Source organism: Nocardia aurantia (assembly GCF_009604425.1).
In the GTDB taxonomy this organism is placed as follows: domain Bacteria; phylum Actinomycetota; class Actinomycetes; order Mycobacteriales; family Mycobacteriaceae; genus Nocardia; species Nocardia aurantia.
Genome location: NZ_WEGI01000007.1, coordinates 127,185 through 143,281 on the forward strand (window position 1 = coordinate 127,185; position 16,097 = coordinate 143,281).

The 16,097-nt window shown below is 70.0% G+C and carries 13 protein-coding genes; 8 read left to right on the top strand and 5 right to left on the bottom strand.

Annotated elements, in window-relative coordinates; all coding sequences use genetic code 11:
- Window positions 1-59: 59 nt before the first annotated feature.
- The 3 genes from NRB56_RS17035 (at window position 60) to NRB56_RS17045 (ending at window position 3,972) form a co-directional block, all read left to right on the top strand.
- On the top strand, window positions 60-1,817 hold the full coding sequence (locus NRB56_RS17035) for an ABC transporter ATP-binding protein (RefSeq protein WP_153343346.1): 1,758 nt from the start codon (window positions 60-62) through the stop codon (window positions 1,815-1,817).
- 258 nt (window positions 1,818-2,075) lie between these two features.
- On the top strand, window positions 2,076-3,098 hold the full coding sequence (locus tag NRB56_RS17040; RefSeq protein WP_153343348.1) for a dihydrodipicolinate synthase family protein: 1,023 nt from the start codon (window positions 2,076-2,078) through the stop codon (window positions 3,096-3,098).
- A gap of 4 nt (window positions 3,099-3,102) precedes the next feature.
- Window positions 3,103-3,972 (top strand): hypothetical protein, encoded by an 870-nt coding sequence (locus NRB56_RS17045; protein WP_153343350.1) that lies wholly within the window; start codon window positions 3,103-3,105, stop codon window positions 3,970-3,972.
- A gap of 21 nt (window positions 3,973-3,993) precedes the next feature.
- Here NRB56_RS17045 and NRB56_RS17050 read toward each other — a convergent pair whose 3' ends face one another.
- From NRB56_RS17050 to NRB56_RS17065, 4 genes are all read right to left on the bottom strand, one after another.
- Window positions 3,994-6,501 carry an arylsulfatase gene (locus tag NRB56_RS17050; RefSeq protein ID WP_153343353.1) on the bottom strand — a complete coding sequence of 836 codons (2,508 nt, stop codon included), beginning with the start codon at window positions 6,499-6,501 and terminating at the stop codon, window positions 3,994-3,996.
- 87 nt (window positions 6,502-6,588) lie between these two features.
- A complete protein-coding gene (locus tag NRB56_RS17055; protein ID WP_227837873.1) occupies window positions 6,589-7,491 on the bottom strand; it encodes a formylglycine-generating enzyme family protein in 903 nt (300 codons plus the stop codon).
- A 333-nt stretch (window positions 7,492-7,824) separates the two neighbouring features.
- Window positions 7,825-9,249, bottom strand: a complete 1,425-nt coding sequence (rox, locus tag NRB56_RS17060; RefSeq protein ID WP_227837920.1) for a rifampin monooxygenase — start codon at window positions 9,247-9,249, stop codon at window positions 7,825-7,827.
- A 630-nt stretch (window positions 9,250-9,879) separates the two neighbouring features.
- The gene (locus NRB56_RS17065; protein WP_319943099.1) at window positions 9,880-10,509 is read right to left on the bottom strand and encodes a TetR/AcrR family transcriptional regulator C-terminal domain-containing protein; all 630 of its coding nucleotides are present in this window, start codon (window positions 10,507-10,509) and stop codon (window positions 9,880-9,882) included.
- A 100-nt stretch (window positions 10,510-10,609) separates the two neighbouring features.
- Between NRB56_RS17065 and NRB56_RS17070 the strand changes: the two genes are divergently transcribed.
- A complete protein-coding gene (locus tag NRB56_RS17070; protein WP_153343357.1) occupies window positions 10,610-10,849 on the top strand; it encodes a hypothetical protein in 240 nt (79 codons plus the stop codon).
- Window positions 10,846-11,805 (top strand): quinone oxidoreductase family protein, encoded by a 960-nt coding sequence (locus NRB56_RS17075; RefSeq protein WP_319943100.1) that lies wholly within the window; start codon window positions 10,846-10,848, stop codon window positions 11,803-11,805. Before NRB56_RS17070 ends, NRB56_RS17075 begins: the two co-directional genes overlap by 4 nt.
- Before the next feature lie 7 nt (window positions 11,806-11,812).
- Here the strand turns inward: NRB56_RS17075 and NRB56_RS17080 are convergent, their stop codons facing one another.
- Complete coding sequence (locus tag NRB56_RS17080; RefSeq protein ID WP_153343359.1) at window positions 11,813-12,436, bottom strand: TetR/AcrR family transcriptional regulator; 624 nt, start codon at window positions 12,434-12,436, stop codon at window positions 11,813-11,815.
- A gap of 147 nt (window positions 12,437-12,583) precedes the next feature.
- Here NRB56_RS17080 and NRB56_RS17085 point away from each other — a divergent pair, with 147 nt between their 5' ends.
- From NRB56_RS17085 to NRB56_RS17095, 3 genes are all read left to right on the top strand, one after another.
- The gene (locus tag NRB56_RS17085; RefSeq protein ID WP_153343361.1) at window positions 12,584-13,762 is read left to right on the top strand and encodes a thiolase family protein; all 1,179 of its coding nucleotides are present in this window, start codon (window positions 12,584-12,586) and stop codon (window positions 13,760-13,762) included.
- 102 nt (window positions 13,763-13,864) lie between these two features.
- On the top strand, window positions 13,865-14,047 hold the full coding sequence (locus tag NRB56_RS17090) for a DUF6011 domain-containing protein (RefSeq protein WP_153343363.1): 183 nt from the start codon (window positions 13,865-13,867) through the stop codon (window positions 14,045-14,047).
- 604 nt (window positions 14,048-14,651) lie between these two features.
- On the top strand, window positions 14,652-15,596 hold the full coding sequence (locus NRB56_RS17095; protein ID WP_227837986.1) for a hypothetical protein: 945 nt from the start codon (window positions 14,652-14,654) through the stop codon (window positions 15,594-15,596).
- The last annotated feature ends 501 nt before the right edge of the window (window positions 15,597-16,097 follow it).

The following is a 16,097-nucleotide window of genomic DNA, read 5'->3' on the forward strand; positions in this document are numbered from 1 at the left end:
ACGTGCTCGAACACACGTGCTTCGAGAGGGGTTCCATGTCATCGCGGGGGTCTGCCCTGATGCTCGTATTACGTTACTACGGAAGAGAACTGACCCACCGAAAACGGTATTCGGTGCCGGCGTTGCTGGCGCCGGCGCTGGGCAACGTCTGTCAGCTGTACGCGGCGCCGCTGGTGGTCGCGGCGGTGGTGCAGCGGCTGGCCACCGGCGGGCCGGCCGGGCCAGGTGAACTGGCGCCGTACCTGATCGCCTTCGGCGCGCTGCTGCTACTCGCGGAAGTGTGGTGGCGCATCGGTTTTCACTGCATGAACCGGGTGGACGCCTACGGCATCGAAAGTCTGTACATCGTCGCCATGGACGCGTTGCTGGCCAAGGACGCGGCGTTCTTCCACACCAACTTCGCCGGATCGCTGACGAAACGGTCGCTGAGTTTCGCGTCCCGGTTCGAGGAGTTCGTCGACACGTTGTCGTTCGATCTCGTCGCCTCGGTGCTGCCACTGACGTTCGCGGCGGTGATGCTGTGGCGCTACGACCCGGCACTGGTGGTCGTGCTGCTGGGGCTGATCCTGTTCACGGGCGTGCTGATCGCGCCGTTGATCCGCCGCCGGCAGCGGCTGGTCGACGAGCGGGAGGCCGCGGTGGCGGCGGTGTCGGGGCATGTCGCCGACTGCGTGGCCAACGTGGCGGTGGTCCGCGCGTTCGCCGCCGAGGAGCAGGAGGCGGCGGAGCACCGCCGCCGGGTGGCCGATCAGCGGCGAAAGGCGCTGCGCTCCTGGGATTATGCGAATCTGCGCATCGATACGCTGGTGACGCCGCTGGTCGCGATCACCAATGTCGCCGGGCTGGCGGTCGCGCTCGCGTCGCACAAGCGGCACGCGGGGGTGGAGATGGTGCTGGTGGCGTTCACCTACTACTGGAACGCCACCTCGATCATGTTCCGGTTCAACATGATCTACCGGCGGCTGGAGAGCGCGCTGACCGAGGCCGCGCAGTTCACCGAGCTGTTGCTCACCCCGCCGTCGGTGGTGGACCCGGTCGATCCGGAACCGTTGCGGCCGAACGGGACCGAGATCCGGTTCGAGCGGGTGGACTTCGCCCACCCCGGCACGCCGGCGCTGTTCACCGGACTGGATCTGCGGGTGGCCGACGGCACCAAGGTGGGTCTGGTCGGCCGCTCCGGCGGCGGCAAGACCACGCTGACGCAGTTGCTGTTGCGGACCGCGGACATCGGCGGCGGCCGGATCACCGTCGGCGGCCAGGACATCGCGCGGCTGCGGCAGGCCGACCTGCGCGGCCTGATCGCCTATGTGCCACAGGATCCGTCGATGTTCCACCGCACCCTCGCCGAGAACATCCGCTTCGCGCGGCCGGGCGCCACCGATGCCGAGGTGCGGGCCGCGGCGGAAGCGGCGCATGTCCTCGAATTCGCCGACGAGCTGCCGCAGGGCATCGACACCCTGATCGGTGAGCGCGGGGTGAAACTGTCCGGCGGGCAACGGCAACGGGTCGCGCTGGCCCGCGCCATCCTGCGGGACGCGCCGATCCTGCTGCTCGACGAGGCGACCAGCGCGCTGGACTCGGAGAGCGAGGTGCTGGTGCAGCGGGCGTTGTGGCGGGTGATGGCCGGGCGCACGGCACTGGTGGTCGCGCACCGGCTCAGCACCGTGGCGGGGATGGACCGGCTGGTGGTGCTCGATCACGGCCGCATCGTCGAACAGGGCACCCACGCGGAACTGCTGCGCGGCGAGGGGAACTACGCGCAGTTGTGGCGGCGTCAATCCGGCGGATTCCTCGGCGAACAGGTGACCGCGCGCTGATCGCGGCCGGGGCAGCGCCGCCCCGGCATTCACCCGTTTGCATTGAACAGGCTTGTGGCACAGGACTTTTCGTCGGTCGCCGGACAACATTCCGGACCGCTGTACGGTCTTGACTTTAGGCGCGCCGGGGTCGAAAGTAAACGAAACCGTATCGTCCCGTTACCCCGGATGAGCGCCGCCGGCGACCGCATCGCGCCGCCTCGGATCGTGGCCGTATCCGGTTCTCCCCGTATCCGTTCCGACACCGGAGGATTCGTTATGCCATCTGCACGGGAAGCGCGCGAGTGGGCCGCCGGCGGCGGGCTGCACGGCATCGGCGATTCGCTGTACACGCCGTTCAGCGGCACCGACGGCGACGACATCGACTTCGACGCGTACCGGGCGCTGGTCCGGTACTGCGTCGGCGATCTCGGCCACGCCATGTTGTGGCTCACCAGCGGCCTGGCCGAATGGTGGGCGCTCACCACCGGCGAACGCAAGCAACTGGTCGAGGTCGCCGTCGACGAGGCGCGAAAGGTCGCGCCGGACACGGTGATCCAGGTGTGCACCAGTGCGACGTCGCCCAAGGAGGCCGTCGAGCTCACCCGGCACGCGCAGGAATCCGGCGCGGACATCTGCTATCTGCAGACCCCGCCGATGGAGGTGCACGGCGGCGAGGGCACCCTGCGGTTCTTCCGTTACGTCGCCGACCGCACGGATATCGCACTGGGCATGTTCAATTCGCCGTCGTCGGGCTATGTGCTCACCCCACCGGAGATCGCCGACATCTACCGTGCGGTGCCGGCGGTGTGCGCGATCAAACAGGGCACCATGCACTACGCGGCCGGCCGCGCGATCCACGATCTCGCTCCCGGCCTGGTGATCTGGGAATGCGATCTGATCGCCTACCGGGCGGGCTGGCTGCAGCAGGGGATCGTCGGCCCGGCGCAGCTGGGCACCGCCGGTTATCTGCAGGAGACGCCGGAGAAGCGGCTGTGCAGCGAGTACTGGCGGTTGGTCTGGGCCGGCGCGCTCGACGAGGCGGTCCGATTCGCCGAGACGTCCGGATACGACCGGCTGTCCGCCGAACTCGGCCCCTGGTACACCGGATATCCCGGCCGCCCCGGCTATTTCACGCACTGGGGTGAGGCGTTCCGTTACGCCGCCGGGGTGCTCGGGCTGCCGCTGGGCGACTATCCGTACAGTCGCGCGCCGCAGGGCCTGCTGCCGGAGGAGGGCAAGGCGCAGATCCGGCGCGCGTTCGAGAATGCCGGGATGGCACGGAAATCCGTGGAGGTGTAGTCCGATGGTGCGCGACATCCGGGACCTGGCAGGCGATCCCGAGGCGTACGCGGCGGAGCTGCGCACGCGCTGGACCGGGCTGCTCAGTTACCGCTACATCGGCCGCAACCACGGCTCGATGAACACCGGGCCGGAGGACAACACGGTCGTCCTGCGCCGCGACATGCGCAATGTCGCAGGCGGATTGCTGGTGGCGCCGCTGTCGATCAGCGCGCCGGAGGGCAATGTCGGCTCCGATCTGGAGACCGTCCCCAATCCGGTCGTGCACTCGTGCCAGATCCTCGACCCGGCGGCCGATGTGCGCCGGATCGAGGTGGTCGACGCCGAGGTCCTGCATCCGGGAACGCGTATGGGCTACAGCCGATCCCGGATCGTCGACGCCGACGATCCGGGCCGGGTGATCGCGCTCACCGAGGGACAGGGCGTCCGGATCGGCACGCCGCCGGGCGGTCTGGTGAAGATGGACGAGGACCGGCTCACGATCGTCGACTCCCCGGACCTGCCGCCGCTGTGGGAGGCGTTCGGCGCGTCCCGCCGCGGCGACGGGCACTGGGTGCTGCCGCCGCTGTCCACGGATGTCGCCTCCCCGGACGGCGCGCTGCACATCGGGCCACAGCACGTGCTGCTGGAGACCGCCGCGATCGACCTGGCCGCCGCCCGCGCCGGCACCGACCTGCTGCAGATGCGGTCCTGGCACGTGATGTTCCTGGCACGCGGCAAGACCGGTCCGTTCCGCGCCGACGGCGACGCCTACGCCGGCCCCGGCGGCACGGTCGCGGTCCGCCTCACCCTGCACGACGAGGGCAACGGCGGCAAGCGGATCACCGCCGCCTCGGCGCTGCTGCAGGTCGTGGAAAGGGAAGCGGTGGGCTGAACGCCGCCGATGGTACCGGTTTCAGTCCCGCGCGAGGGCCACCGCGGCTTCGCGCTGCAGGTCGAGGAAGGATTCCGGGCTCACGTCGACCATGACCACCTGGACGGTACCGCCGCTGAACTCCCGGCACTTCGGTAGTTGCGCCGAGATGGGGTCGCCGGCGGCGTAGCCGACGCACAGGCCGTCTCCGGCCAGGCCGAACGGACCGATCTGGGCGCGCATCGGCCCGGAGGCGACCGGCTGGTCATCGACGTACAGGGTGGTCGTACCGAGGGATTCCGCGTGGTCTCCGGCCTTTTCGCGGGTGAATTCCACACCGAGCGAATGCCTTCCCGGGGTCAGTTGCGGGGAGACGAAATCCTGTTCCGGTGCGATGCCGAGGAAGTTGTAGACGTAGTGCAACACGCCGTTGGCGATGAACAGCACATGCCCGCCGAATCGGGAGCCCTGGGTGAACAGCACGCCCTCCGCGTCCCGATCCATCTCGACGTTGGCGAGGATCTTGTAGGAGCGGCCGCGGATGTTCACCGCCACCGCCTCGGGAACCGGTGCGGCATCGGGATAGTAGAAATAGCGAGTGCGCGGCGGTTCGGCCTGCGGCCTGGGCGACAGCAGGATCTCGACCGCGGTCCGATCGTCGAGTGGCAGCACGAAATTGTCGCGCGCCTCCTCATCCCAGGCCGCGATCAACTCCCGCAGTTTGTCCGGGTACCGGTCGGCGAGGTTCGTGGATTCGGAGCGGTCGGCGTCGACGTGGAACAGCTCCCACTCGTCACGGTCGAAATGGCCCTTACCGCTGATCGGCGCGTGCAGGGCGGAGGCCTTCCAGCCGTCGGCCCAGATGCCGCGGGTGCCGAGCATGGCGTAGTACTGGCGCTTGCGGGTGGTGGGCGCGGCGCCGTCGTCGAAGCTGTACCGCATCGAAATCCCGTTCAGCGGATACTGTTTCACGCCGCGGTATTCCGCCGGCATCTCGACCCCGGCTGCGTCGAGGATGGTCGGCACGATGTCGACCGCGTGGTGGTATTGGTGCCGGATCTGCCCCTTGGCCCGAATTCCCTTGGGCCAGTGGATGACCAGCGGATCGCAGGTGCCCCCGGAGAACTGTGAGTAGCGTTTGAACATCTGGAACGGCGTGGAGAACGCGGTCGCCCAGCCGGTCGGATAGTGGTTGTAGGTGTCGGGGCTGCCGAGCCGGTCGATGTAGCGCATGTTCTCGGCCAGATCGTCCGGATAGCCGTTGAAGAATTTGTTCTCGTTGACCGAGCCGTTCGGGGAGCCCTCGCCGGAGGCGCCGTTGTCGGCGCAGTAGAAGATGAGCGTATTGTCCAGTTGCCCACTGTGTTCCAGGAATTCGACGATGCGGCCGACCTGGGCGTCGGTGTATTCGGAGAAGCCGGCGAAGACCTCGGCCATCCGCGCGAACAGTTTCCTCTCGTCGGCGTTCAGCGAATCCCAGGGCCGGACCATGTCGGCGGGCAGTGCCACGTCCGCCGGCAGCGGATTGATCGGGGTGAGCGCGGTGCCCTCGGGCATGATGCCCTTGTCGATCATGCGGGCCAGCACCCATTCCCGGTAGGCCTCGTAGCCGTCGTCGAACCGGCCGCGGTATCGGTCGGCGTATTCGGCGGGGCTGTGGTGCGGAGCGTGGTTGGCGCCGGGGCAGAACCAGAGGAACCAGGGTTTGGACGGATTGCTGGAACGCTGATCGCGCAGCATCCGGATCGCGTTGTCGGCCAAGTCTTTCGACAGGTGATAGCCCTGCTCGGGAGGGTAGGGCTGGTCGATGAACATGTTGTCCTGGGCCAGGGCCGGATACCACTGGTTGGTCTCGCCGCCGAGGAATCCGTAGAACCGGTCGAAGCCCATCTGCAACGGCCACTGCGACCGGCTGCCGCCGCCGGCGGCGTCCGAGACCGGCACGTTGTGGTCCTTGCCGACCCAGAACGTGCTGTAGCCGTTGTCCTGCAGCACCTGGCCGATCGTGGCGCACTGAGCGGGCAGCCGGCCCGCCGAACCCGGAAATCCGGTGGTGCCCTCCGCGATCGACGCGAAACGATTCACGTGGTGGTTGCGACCGGTCAGGAAGCAGGAGCGGGTCGGGGAGCACAGGGCGGTGGTGTGCCACTGGGTGTAGGTGAGCCCGTTGTCGGCCAGCCGTTGCATGACCGGCATCTCGATGCGGCCGCCGTAGGGCGACCAGGCCGCCATCCCGGTGTCGTCGTAGAGCACGACCAGGACGTTCGGGGCGTCCTCGCGCGCGACCGGGGTCTGGAACGGTTTCCAGTCGGGGGCGGAATCGCGCACGTCGAGCGCGATCGTGCCGTCGAACCCGGCGGCGATGCCGGTGCCGTAGCCGGGCGGACCGGCGGGGCTGCCGTGGTCGCAGCCGGCGACCAGCGGCACCGTGGCGGCGCCCGCGCCGGCGGCGGCCAGACCGCCGAGGATCGACCCGCGCGACAGCCCGCCGCGATGGTGGCGTGCGGGGGATTGCGGCGGCAGGAGCTGTTCGTCGTCGAACGGCGTCATGACAGCAGGCTAGGCAGGCCGCGACGGCGTCCGGGCCGGATCTCGCGACTCGTTACCCGACTGCGGCGAATATCCAGCGAACTTGGCTCAGCCGGGTGTCACGCACCGGAATCCGAGATGGCAGGTGGCGGTGTCCTCGGCCTGGCCCTGGCGGGCCGCGGGCCGGTAGCGCAGGCAGTAGTCGGGTGCGCACAGGTATGAGCCGCCCTTGATCACCCGGCGGGACTGGGTGTCGCCGGCCGGTCGCGGCGCGCAGCAGGAGCCGGCCGGGGCGTGGCCGGGGCGATAGGGGTCGGCGGTCCATTCCCAGACATTGCCGGCCGTGTCGAACAGCCCGTACCCGTTGGGCGGATAGGCGCCGACGACGGTGGTGCCCGGCCGGTCGGCCTGGCCCCGGCCGGGCAGGAACTCCCACGGGAACCGGCCCTGCCAGGTGTTGGCCATCCGCCGCCCGCGTGGGGCGAAGTCGTCGCCCCACGGATAGGTCGCCGCGGGCAGGCCACCGCGGGCGGCGAACTCCCACTGCGCCTCGGTCGGCAGCGTCTTGCCCGCCCACTGGGCGTAGGCGAGGACGTCCGGGTAGGCGAGCTGGGTGACCGGGTGCCGGGTGCGTCCGTCCAGCGTCGTGCCCGGCCCGCCGGGATGCCGCCAGTTCGCGCCGGGGACGTAGGCCCACCAGCGGCGGAAGTCGTCCAGCGGCACCGGTCCGGGCGTGGCCCGGAACACCAGCGCGCCCGGGACCAGCGCCGCGGGGTCGGCCTCGGGGAAGTCGGCCGGATCCGGATCGCGCTCGGCGACCGTGACGTAGCCGGTCTCGCGGACGAATCGGTGGTAGGCGGCGTTCGTCACCGGATGGGTGTCGATCCAGAACGGGTCCACGGTCGTCTCGCGCACCGGACGTTCCTCGGGGAAGAAGTCCGGCGAACCCATGGCGAACGTCCCGCCGGGCAGCCGCACCATGTCCTTGCGGACCGCCACCGACCCCTGCATCCGAACCTCCTGCCCGATCGACCGGAAACCCTCGCGCCGCGAACCTACTACGGCCCGGCGACAGAAAGGCGTCCCCGGCGCGCCGGACGGTCGAATCGCCGGACGGTCGAGCCAGGCGGTCGAATCGCCGGACGGTCGAAAGGCCGGACGGTCGAAAGGCCGGACGGTCGAAAGGCCGGACGGTCGAACGACGGACCGAGCCGGGCAGCCGGTTCGAACCACGCGGACCGTGCCGGGCGGTTCGAACCGTGCCGGCCGGGCAGGTGGCTCCGGGTCGGCGCGGCCCGGCACGGGCTGTACCGACCATGCCGGGCCGCGCCGCTCAGCGATCGGCTACTCGGCCGGGCCGAACCAGCGCGTCAGCCGGTCGGGCAGTTCTCGCTGGTCGTCGCCGACCCAGGCCACGTGCCCGTCCGGCCGCAGCAGTGCTGCGGGCACGTCGATCTCCTCGGTGGCGTCGACGACATGATCGACCCGGTCGGACCAACCGTCCACCGACAGCCGGCCGGTGCGGTCGAGCAGCAGGCCGCGGCCGGTGCGCAGTAGCTCGAACAGGCGCCCCTGCTTCAGTTGGATGTCCCGCAACCGGCGGCCGACCAGCGGATGGTTGTCACCGAAGTCGTAGCGGACGCTGATCGCGGTGATCTTCTCGATCAGGTACCGGTTCACTTCTTCGAAGTCCATCAGCTCGGAGACCAGGGCGCGGACCGCCTGCGCGCCGGGCTCGGTGGACAGCAGTTCCATCTGCGCGCGGGTGTTGGTCAGCACGCCGGCGGCCACCGGATGCCGTTCGGATTCGTAGCTGTCCAGCAGGTCCGCCGGGGCTCGGCCGGCGAGCTGGGCGGCGAGTTTCCAGCCGAGGTTGAACGCGTCCTGGATGCCGAGGTTGAGGCCCTGTCCGCCGGTCGGCGGGTGGACGTGGGCCGCGTCCCCGGCCAGCAGGACCCGGCCGGATCGGTAGTGCTCGGCCAGCCGGGTGGCGTCGCCGAACCGGGACAGCCAGCGCAGTGAGTGCGCCCCGAAATCGGTGCCCGCGACTGCTCGCAACTGCGCCCGGATCTCGTCGAAGGTCGGTGCGATCCCGCGTTCCTCGGCGAGTCCGGCGGCCGGGACGACGACCCGGTACATGCCGTCGCCGACCGGTCCGATGCCGAATCGCTTCTGCGTCTCCCGGATCTCGGTCATCACCGCGGTGATCGTCTCCTGCGGTGTGGTCATCGCCATCTCACCGATGAGGGTTTCGACCCGGCTCGGCTCGCCCGGGAATGCGATCCCGGCCAGTTTGCGCACCGTGCTGCGGCCGCCGTCGCAGCCGACCAGGTAATCCGACCGCAGCCGCGTGCCGTCGGCCAGTTCGGTGGTCACACCCTCCTCGTCCTGGGTCACGGCGACCACCTCGGCGCCGCGCCGGATCTCCGCGCCCAATCCGACGGCGTGCTCGGTCAGCAGTTGTTCGGTACGGGGTTGCGGAATGCCCAGCACATACCCGTGCGCGGTGTCCATCCCGGCCGGCCACGGTTTACCCATCGCGGCGAAGAAACCACCGGTCTCGTGCCGCGTCCCGAATTCCAGGAAACGTTCCAGCAGCCCGCGCTGATCCATCAACTCGATGCTGCGGACGTGCAGTCCGAGCGAGCGGACGACCTTCGTCGGTTCCGGCTCCTTGTCCACCACGAGCGTGCGCACACCGCGCATCCGCAGTTCGCTCGCCAGCATCAAACCGGTCGGCCCGCCACCGGCAATGACCACATCGAACATGAACCGCCCCATTCGTCGATTTCTCCTTCCGGCCGGTCACGCCGCAGCATCGCGACGCATTCCGTGCGAACATGCGTGAAACCACGATTTCCGCAGGTACCGGCCTCGGCGGGAGATTGTGCCGCATACCCCGGGCCTTGCCACAAGCCCCCCTGTGCGCTATATATTGAAAAGGGAAGGAAAAACTCCCTCATTTCTTGGTGCCCGGACGCGCCGTTCTGCGATGTGAACTCTCGTCGAACTGGTCACCTCGGCAAGCGAAGCTTCGTCCGTCGCTCGGACGCTCGTACACATCGAGCCCGGCCTGTCGGCCCGAAAACCAGCGGATTCGCCTGGGGCGGAATGTCATTCGAACATGGCGTCGAAATTGCACACGCGCCGAACGGGATTCGAGCGGCGCCACGGGGATACCGCACCCGCGCGGCCACGGGCACCACACGGGCTGCGGGGCGCCGGGCGTGGACTGATCGAAACCTCTTCCCGGCCTTCGGTATCGCCGGTCCTCCGCGAGGATGTGCAGGGCGGTCGTCCTGCCCCGTCGGCACCGACGAACGATCCGGCATCCGCCACCGTCCCCCGATCCGGCCGTGCGGCCGCGTATTCGGCGGCAGTACGCGGTACGGTTGCGCCTCAGTCGGTTTCGGTGCGGGCGGTGGCGCCGGCGACGACCACGTCGAGGCAGTCCCGGAAGAGGTCGTCGACGGTGCGGCCGGGGGCGAAGTATTCGGTGATGGCCGCGACGACGGTGGGGTGCTGCCGGGTGAAGGTGGGCAGGTCGAAATCCTTCAGGGCGGCTTCGTCGGGGCGGGGGGCCTGTTCCTCGAGGACGTGGCCGACGGTGAACCGTTCCACGGTCAGGACGATGACGCGGGCTCGGTGCAGCGAGATGCCGTGGGCCACCAGAGTACTCATCGCCAGTTCCGAGAGTTCGGCCATCTTGCGGGACAGTTGGGCCGACGACAGGACGCGGGCGCCGTCGGGGTGGGCGAGCAGGGCTCGGCGGAGACGTTCGGCGAAGGCGGTGAGCCAGGCGGGCCAGGGTTGGTCCGGGTCCGGTGGGGGCGGTTCGCCGAATTCCCGGGCCAGGATCTCGTCGGCCAGTGCGGTGATCAGGGCCGCCTTGTTGGGCAGGTGCCAGTACAGGGTCGGCTGTTGCACGCCGAGGCGGGCCGCCAGTTTGCGCAGCGTCACGCCGTCGAGTCCGTCGGCGTCCAGCAGGGTGATCGCCTCGGTGACGATCCGCTGTCGATCCAATGCCACAGTTCGCACCTCCCGGCGGCAGTCTATCAGTGATAGAGTTTTCCCTATCACTGATAGGGACGCGGCGGCCCGGGTTGTCGCGGGGCACAGGAGAACTGTTGTGACACAAGAACAGTCGTCGACGGATCGGCTGCATCGGGTTACCCATCGGATTCCGGGAGTTCCCGCGCATGTCGAGCGGGAGCCGGGGCATCAGGGCGGGATTCGGCACGGGTTGTCGTTGCCTGCCGCGCACGGGCATTCGGGGCGTGGGCGGTGGAATCATTCGGCGGGGCGGCCGCCGCGGGTGCTCGCCCGGTGGCAGGGCCGGATCGCGGCGTTCTTCGGGCAGGATCTGTGAAGGCGGCGGTTCTGCACGAGATCGGGGGTGTGCCACGGTACGAGGACTTTCCGGATCCCGTCGCCGGCGACGGGGAGGTGATCATCGAGGTCCGGGCGGTCGCCGTGGAGAATGTCGATCGGGCGATCGCGGCCGGGACCCATTACGCGAGTGCGGGTTTCACCGCACAGTTGCCGATGGTCCCGGCCTTCGACGGTGTCGGCACGTTGCCGGACGGCACCCTGGTCGGTTTCGGGAATCCGCGGGCGCCCTACGGTGCGCTCGCCGAGCGGACCGTGGTGCCCGCGGGGGCGTACGCGCCGATCCCCGACGGTATCGAGCCGACGGTCGCGCCGGTGCTGGCCACGGCCGTCACCGGCATGTCGATCGTGACGGCCGCCGGGTTCACGGCCGGGGAGACCGTGCTGATCCAGGGGGCGACCGGGGTGGCGGGAAGGCTGGCGGTGCAGGTGGCCCGGCTGCTCGGGGCGGGGCGGATCGTGGCCACGGGACGGGATCCGGTGCAGCTGGCGGAGGTTCGGGAGCTCGGCGCCGATACGGTGATCGACACGTCGGTCGCGGACGACGAACTGGCGCAGGCGTTCACGGCGGCCCGCGGCGACGGGTACGACGTCGTGCTGGATTACCTCTGGGGGCGGCCGACCGGGATACTGTTGCGCACACTGGTTCCCGCGTCGTTCGGGTTCCCGCGACCGACCCGGCTGGTACAGGTGGGCGAGTCGGCGGGGGCCGCGCTCACCGTGAGCGCCGACAGCCTGCGCACCTCCGGCGTCGAGATCTACGGGGCCGCAAAGGGTTTGAACGCGGAAACGATGGGTGTGGTGTACCGGCGGATCGTGGACTGGACGCGGTCCGGGGCACTCGCCGTCGCGCTGGACGTGGTCCCGCTCAGCGGGATCGAAACCGCTTGGCGGCGAACCACTTCGAACGGCAGGAGGCTGGTCGTGACGCTGTGAGCCGGCGTCAGTCGCCGGTGGCGCGGGCCGCGGCCAGTGCGATGCCGACGTAGCGGGCGGCCAGTTCGTCCGGGTCCAGCGGCCCCCCGGGCTGGTACCAGCGGGCGATCGACTGGCACATGCCGAGCAGGGCCCGGGCCGTCTCGTCCGGGTGCGGGGTGGCGAAGGTCCCGTCGGCGACGCCGGCGGCCAGCACGTCGTAGAGGACCGTCTCGATCTCCTTGCGGCGGGCGGCGTATCGCTTGCGGTTGTCGGGGGACAGGTGGCGCAGTTCCAGATCCAGTGCGGCCAGGCGGGTCCGGTACGTCATGTGCCGGACGAGGGCCTCGATCACGTTCGCGAACTGTTCCCGCGGGCCGGAACCGGCCGCCGCGGCGGCGCGCACCCGTCCGGCGGCCTCGGTGGTGCCCACCTCGAGCAGCGTGACGAACGCACCCTCCTTGCTCTCGTGGTGGTAGTAGAGCGAGGGCACGGTCAGCCCGACCCGGCGGGCGATGTCGCGGACCGTGGTGCCGTGGAAGCCGTTCTCGTAGAACGCCTCCAGCGCCGCGGTCAGCAGCGGGGTCAACTCCAGCGGCTCGTGCCGCCGCCAGTCGGCGACGGTCGTGGCGGGTGGTTCATGCGGCGTCATCAACCACGGGACATTAGCCGGAATTTAGCGAGCGTTAGATAGTTTGTGACCCATCTCTCGATCGTCACCGTACGCCTTGACCCATCCCGCCCTATCTAGCGATCGTTAGAGACATCTCGGCGTCCTGCCGAACCCGAGGAGGAGTCCATGACCACCGCTGTCATCGTCGATGCCGTTCGTACGCCGTCCGGCAAGGGAAAGCCGGGCGGGCAGCTGTCCGGCGTGCATCCCGCCGCGCTGCTGTCGCACGTGCTGAGCGCCCTGGTCGCCCGCACCGACATCGACCCGGGCGTGGTGGACGATGTCATCGGCGGTTGCGTCGGGCAGGCCGGTGAGCAGGCGCTGAACATCGCCCGCAGTGCGGTGCTCGGCGCCGGTTACCCGGAGCACGTGCCCGCCACGACGGTGGACCGGCAGTGCGGTTCCAGCCAGCAGGCGGCGCATTTCGCGGCGCAGGGCGTCATCGCCCGCGCCTACGATGTCGCGATCGCCTGCGGTGTGGAGTCGATGAGCCGGGTGCCGATGGGTACCTCGCCGATGGGCCGCGACGCCGCCGGACCGCTGGTCGCGGCCCGGTACCCGGAGGGTCTGGTCAATCAGGGCATCTCGGCGGAGCTGCTGGCCGCGCGCTGGAAGCTGGACCGCGAGACGCTCGACGAGTACTCGGCCCGCTCGCACGCGCGGGCCGCGAGCACCGCGGCCGCGGGCGGGTTCGACGCCGAGATCGTGGCGGTGGAGGTCGACGGCGTCGCCCGCGGCGTCGACGAGACGGTCCGCCCGAGCACCACTGCCGAGGGGCTGGCGGGGTTGAAGGCGTCGTTCCGGGATCCGGAGCTCGGTGCGCGCTTCCCCGAGATCGACTGGCGGATCACGCCGGGCAATTCCTCGCCGCTCACCGACGGCGCGTCCGCGGTCCTGATCATGAGCGAGGAACGCGCCGCCGCGCTGGGCCTGCGGCCCCGGGCCCGGTTCCACACGTTCGCGGTCACCGGCAGCGATCCGATGCTGATGCTCGACGGCGTGATCCCCGCGACCCGCCGCGCGCTGGATCGGTCGGGGCTGTCCATCGGCGACATCGACGCCTACGAGGTGAACGAGGCGTTCGCGCCGGTGCCGCTGCTGTGGCAGCGCGAGTTCGGCGCCGATCCGGAGCGGCTGAACCCGCGCGGCGGCGCGATCGCGCTGGGCCATCCGCTCGGCGCCTCCGGTACCCGCCTGCTGACCACCCTGCTCAACCACCTCGAGGCCACCGGCGGCCGCTACGGCCTGCAGACCATGTGCGAGGGCGCCGGCATGTCCAACGCCACCATCATCGAGCGGCTGTAGTCCGCTGCCGCGGTGCCCGCGTGACCGGTGCGGGCATCGCGGAACATGTCGGTGCCGTGTGCGATCCTTCGGTCAGTACCACCACGGCCGGAGGAGATCGACATGGCCGATACCGAGGACCACCCGGAGGTCCGGCTCGTCACCCACTGCCGCCGCTGTCACGGCTGGCTCGTCTCGGCGGCGTCGGTCGCCGAGGGCATCGGCCCGACCTGCGCGATGCGCGAACGCGCCGAGCAGCGTGCGGCCGCCCGCGCGGAGCTGACCCTCTTCGACATCGCCGCCTGAGGCGCGTCGCGGGCGGGCTGCCGCCGACCGCTTCCTACACAGCAGGGCACGCCGATCGCGGAACTCGATGGTCGCCGTCGAGCGGCGGGTCATGCGGTTCGGGAGTCCGGTCGCCGTTGCGAATCGGCAGGCTACGCCCGCTGCGGAAGTTGATTGCCGCTACGGATCTGGCCAACCCGGTCGCACCGCCGCGAGGCGCGATTGCTGTGACCGGCCGGTCGCGCCCGTTGCGGAGGTTGGTCGCTGCTACGGATCGAGTGGTGGCACAGCGCGGCGTCCGATCGCCGCTATGGAACGTCAGGTACCGCACAGCGTCGTGTCCGATCGCCGCTGCGGAACATGCAGTGCCGCACAATGCCGCGTCCGATCACCGCTACGGATCGTGTGGTGGCACAGCGCCGCGTCCGATCACCCCACGGAACATGCAGTGCCGCACAGCGCGGCCTCGTGTGCCGCAGCGGAACATGGAGTGCCGCAGGGGGGTGGAGGGCGATCGTCGCCGGGATCGGTTGGGGGTGGCGCTCTTTGCGGCGCTCGATCACGGGTGTGAATCGGCGGGTCGCATCGGTTCCGCGATTCGGGTGGTTGTTGGCATGCTGGGGTCGTGCCACGGCGAATGTACGGGGATCCTGGGATCGAGCGATGGCCCGGGAGTGCGGATGAGCGGGCGTCGCAGGCGGTGCGCGCGGAGCGGGATCGGTTGTCGCGGGCGCGAGTCGAGGCGGCGGTGGGCTGTGCGGATTTCGCGGCGGCCCGCACGGCCGGGTTCGAGGACACGGCGGTGCGGCGGCTGGCCGAGCTCGATGCCGAGACCTTCGGGGATCTGGGCGATCTCGCCGATCGGCTGAACGGGGAGGGCCTCGGGCCGCGGGCGGGCTCTAGTTGGGATGCGGGCGAGGCGGCGCGGTGCATCGGCCTGCTCTGGCCCGCCGACGGCTACGGCCGGTGGCCGCGCCGGCTCGGCCGATATCCGGGCTACCTCGGACCGTTGCGCGAGAAGCCGGATTTCCGTTCCGCTTTCGATGTCACCGGGCCTGGCCGCAACCAGTACAGCTGTGGGCGGTGTGGGGCGCAGTGGCCGAGCGGGTGGCCGGGTACCGGCAGCGGTCTGCTCGATCTGTGTTGCCCGGACTGTCTGTGCCCGGGTGGGGCGGAGACCGCGGCCGATACCGAGCACAGTGTGATCGATCTGCATTGGCTGCTGTTCCGTTGTGCGCCACAGCCGGTGGGGGCGTGTCCGGTGTGTGGGGGTGCGCGGGCGCTGGTCCCGCACGGGTGGTCGCCCGGCGCCGCCCGGCGGGTGTTGTACTGGACCTGCGCCGGTGGTGACGGGTACCGGCGTGACGAACATTTCACGGCCGCGGTCGAACTCGCGCGATGGGAGTCCGAAGGCGCGCATCACGCCTATTGGCTGGCGGTGGACTCGCTGCGCCGGGCCGAGCAGGCCGGGGAGGTGGTCGAATTGCCGGTCGGCGCCACCTATCTCGCGCTCGACGGTTCCGGGGAACGCTGGGTGTTCGAGGAGTCCGGCTGGCGCCTCGAGTCGTGACGGATGGAATGCGTTGGGGGCCGACAGGGTTGACGCGGCACAAGATCGCCGGGTCGTCGCGACGGGGGGATCGCCGGGCCGTCGCGACGGGAGGATCGCCGGATCGTCACAGCGGCAGGGGATCGCCGGATCGTCACGGCGGCAGGGGATCGCCAGGTTGTCGCAACGGCAAGATCGCCAGGTTGCCGCGACGGCTGGATCGCCAGATTGCCGCAACGGCTGGATCGCCAGATTGCCGCAACGGCTGGATCGCCAGATTGCCGCAACGGCTGGATCGCCAGGTTGCCGCGACGGCTGGATCGCCGGCGCGAGGGCGGGTCGCCAGGTCCTCGCGATGGGGGGATCGCCAGGTCGTCACGGCGGCGCCGGTGTGGGCGGGTCATCGGGCGGGCACCGGGGAGATTCCGTCGTTGGGGCTGGTCCGCGTCCGATCGGCGGACACGCAGCGGACGGTTTCGTTCGGTCTCTGCTGATCGATGGGTTGAATCCCACTGGTGTGAT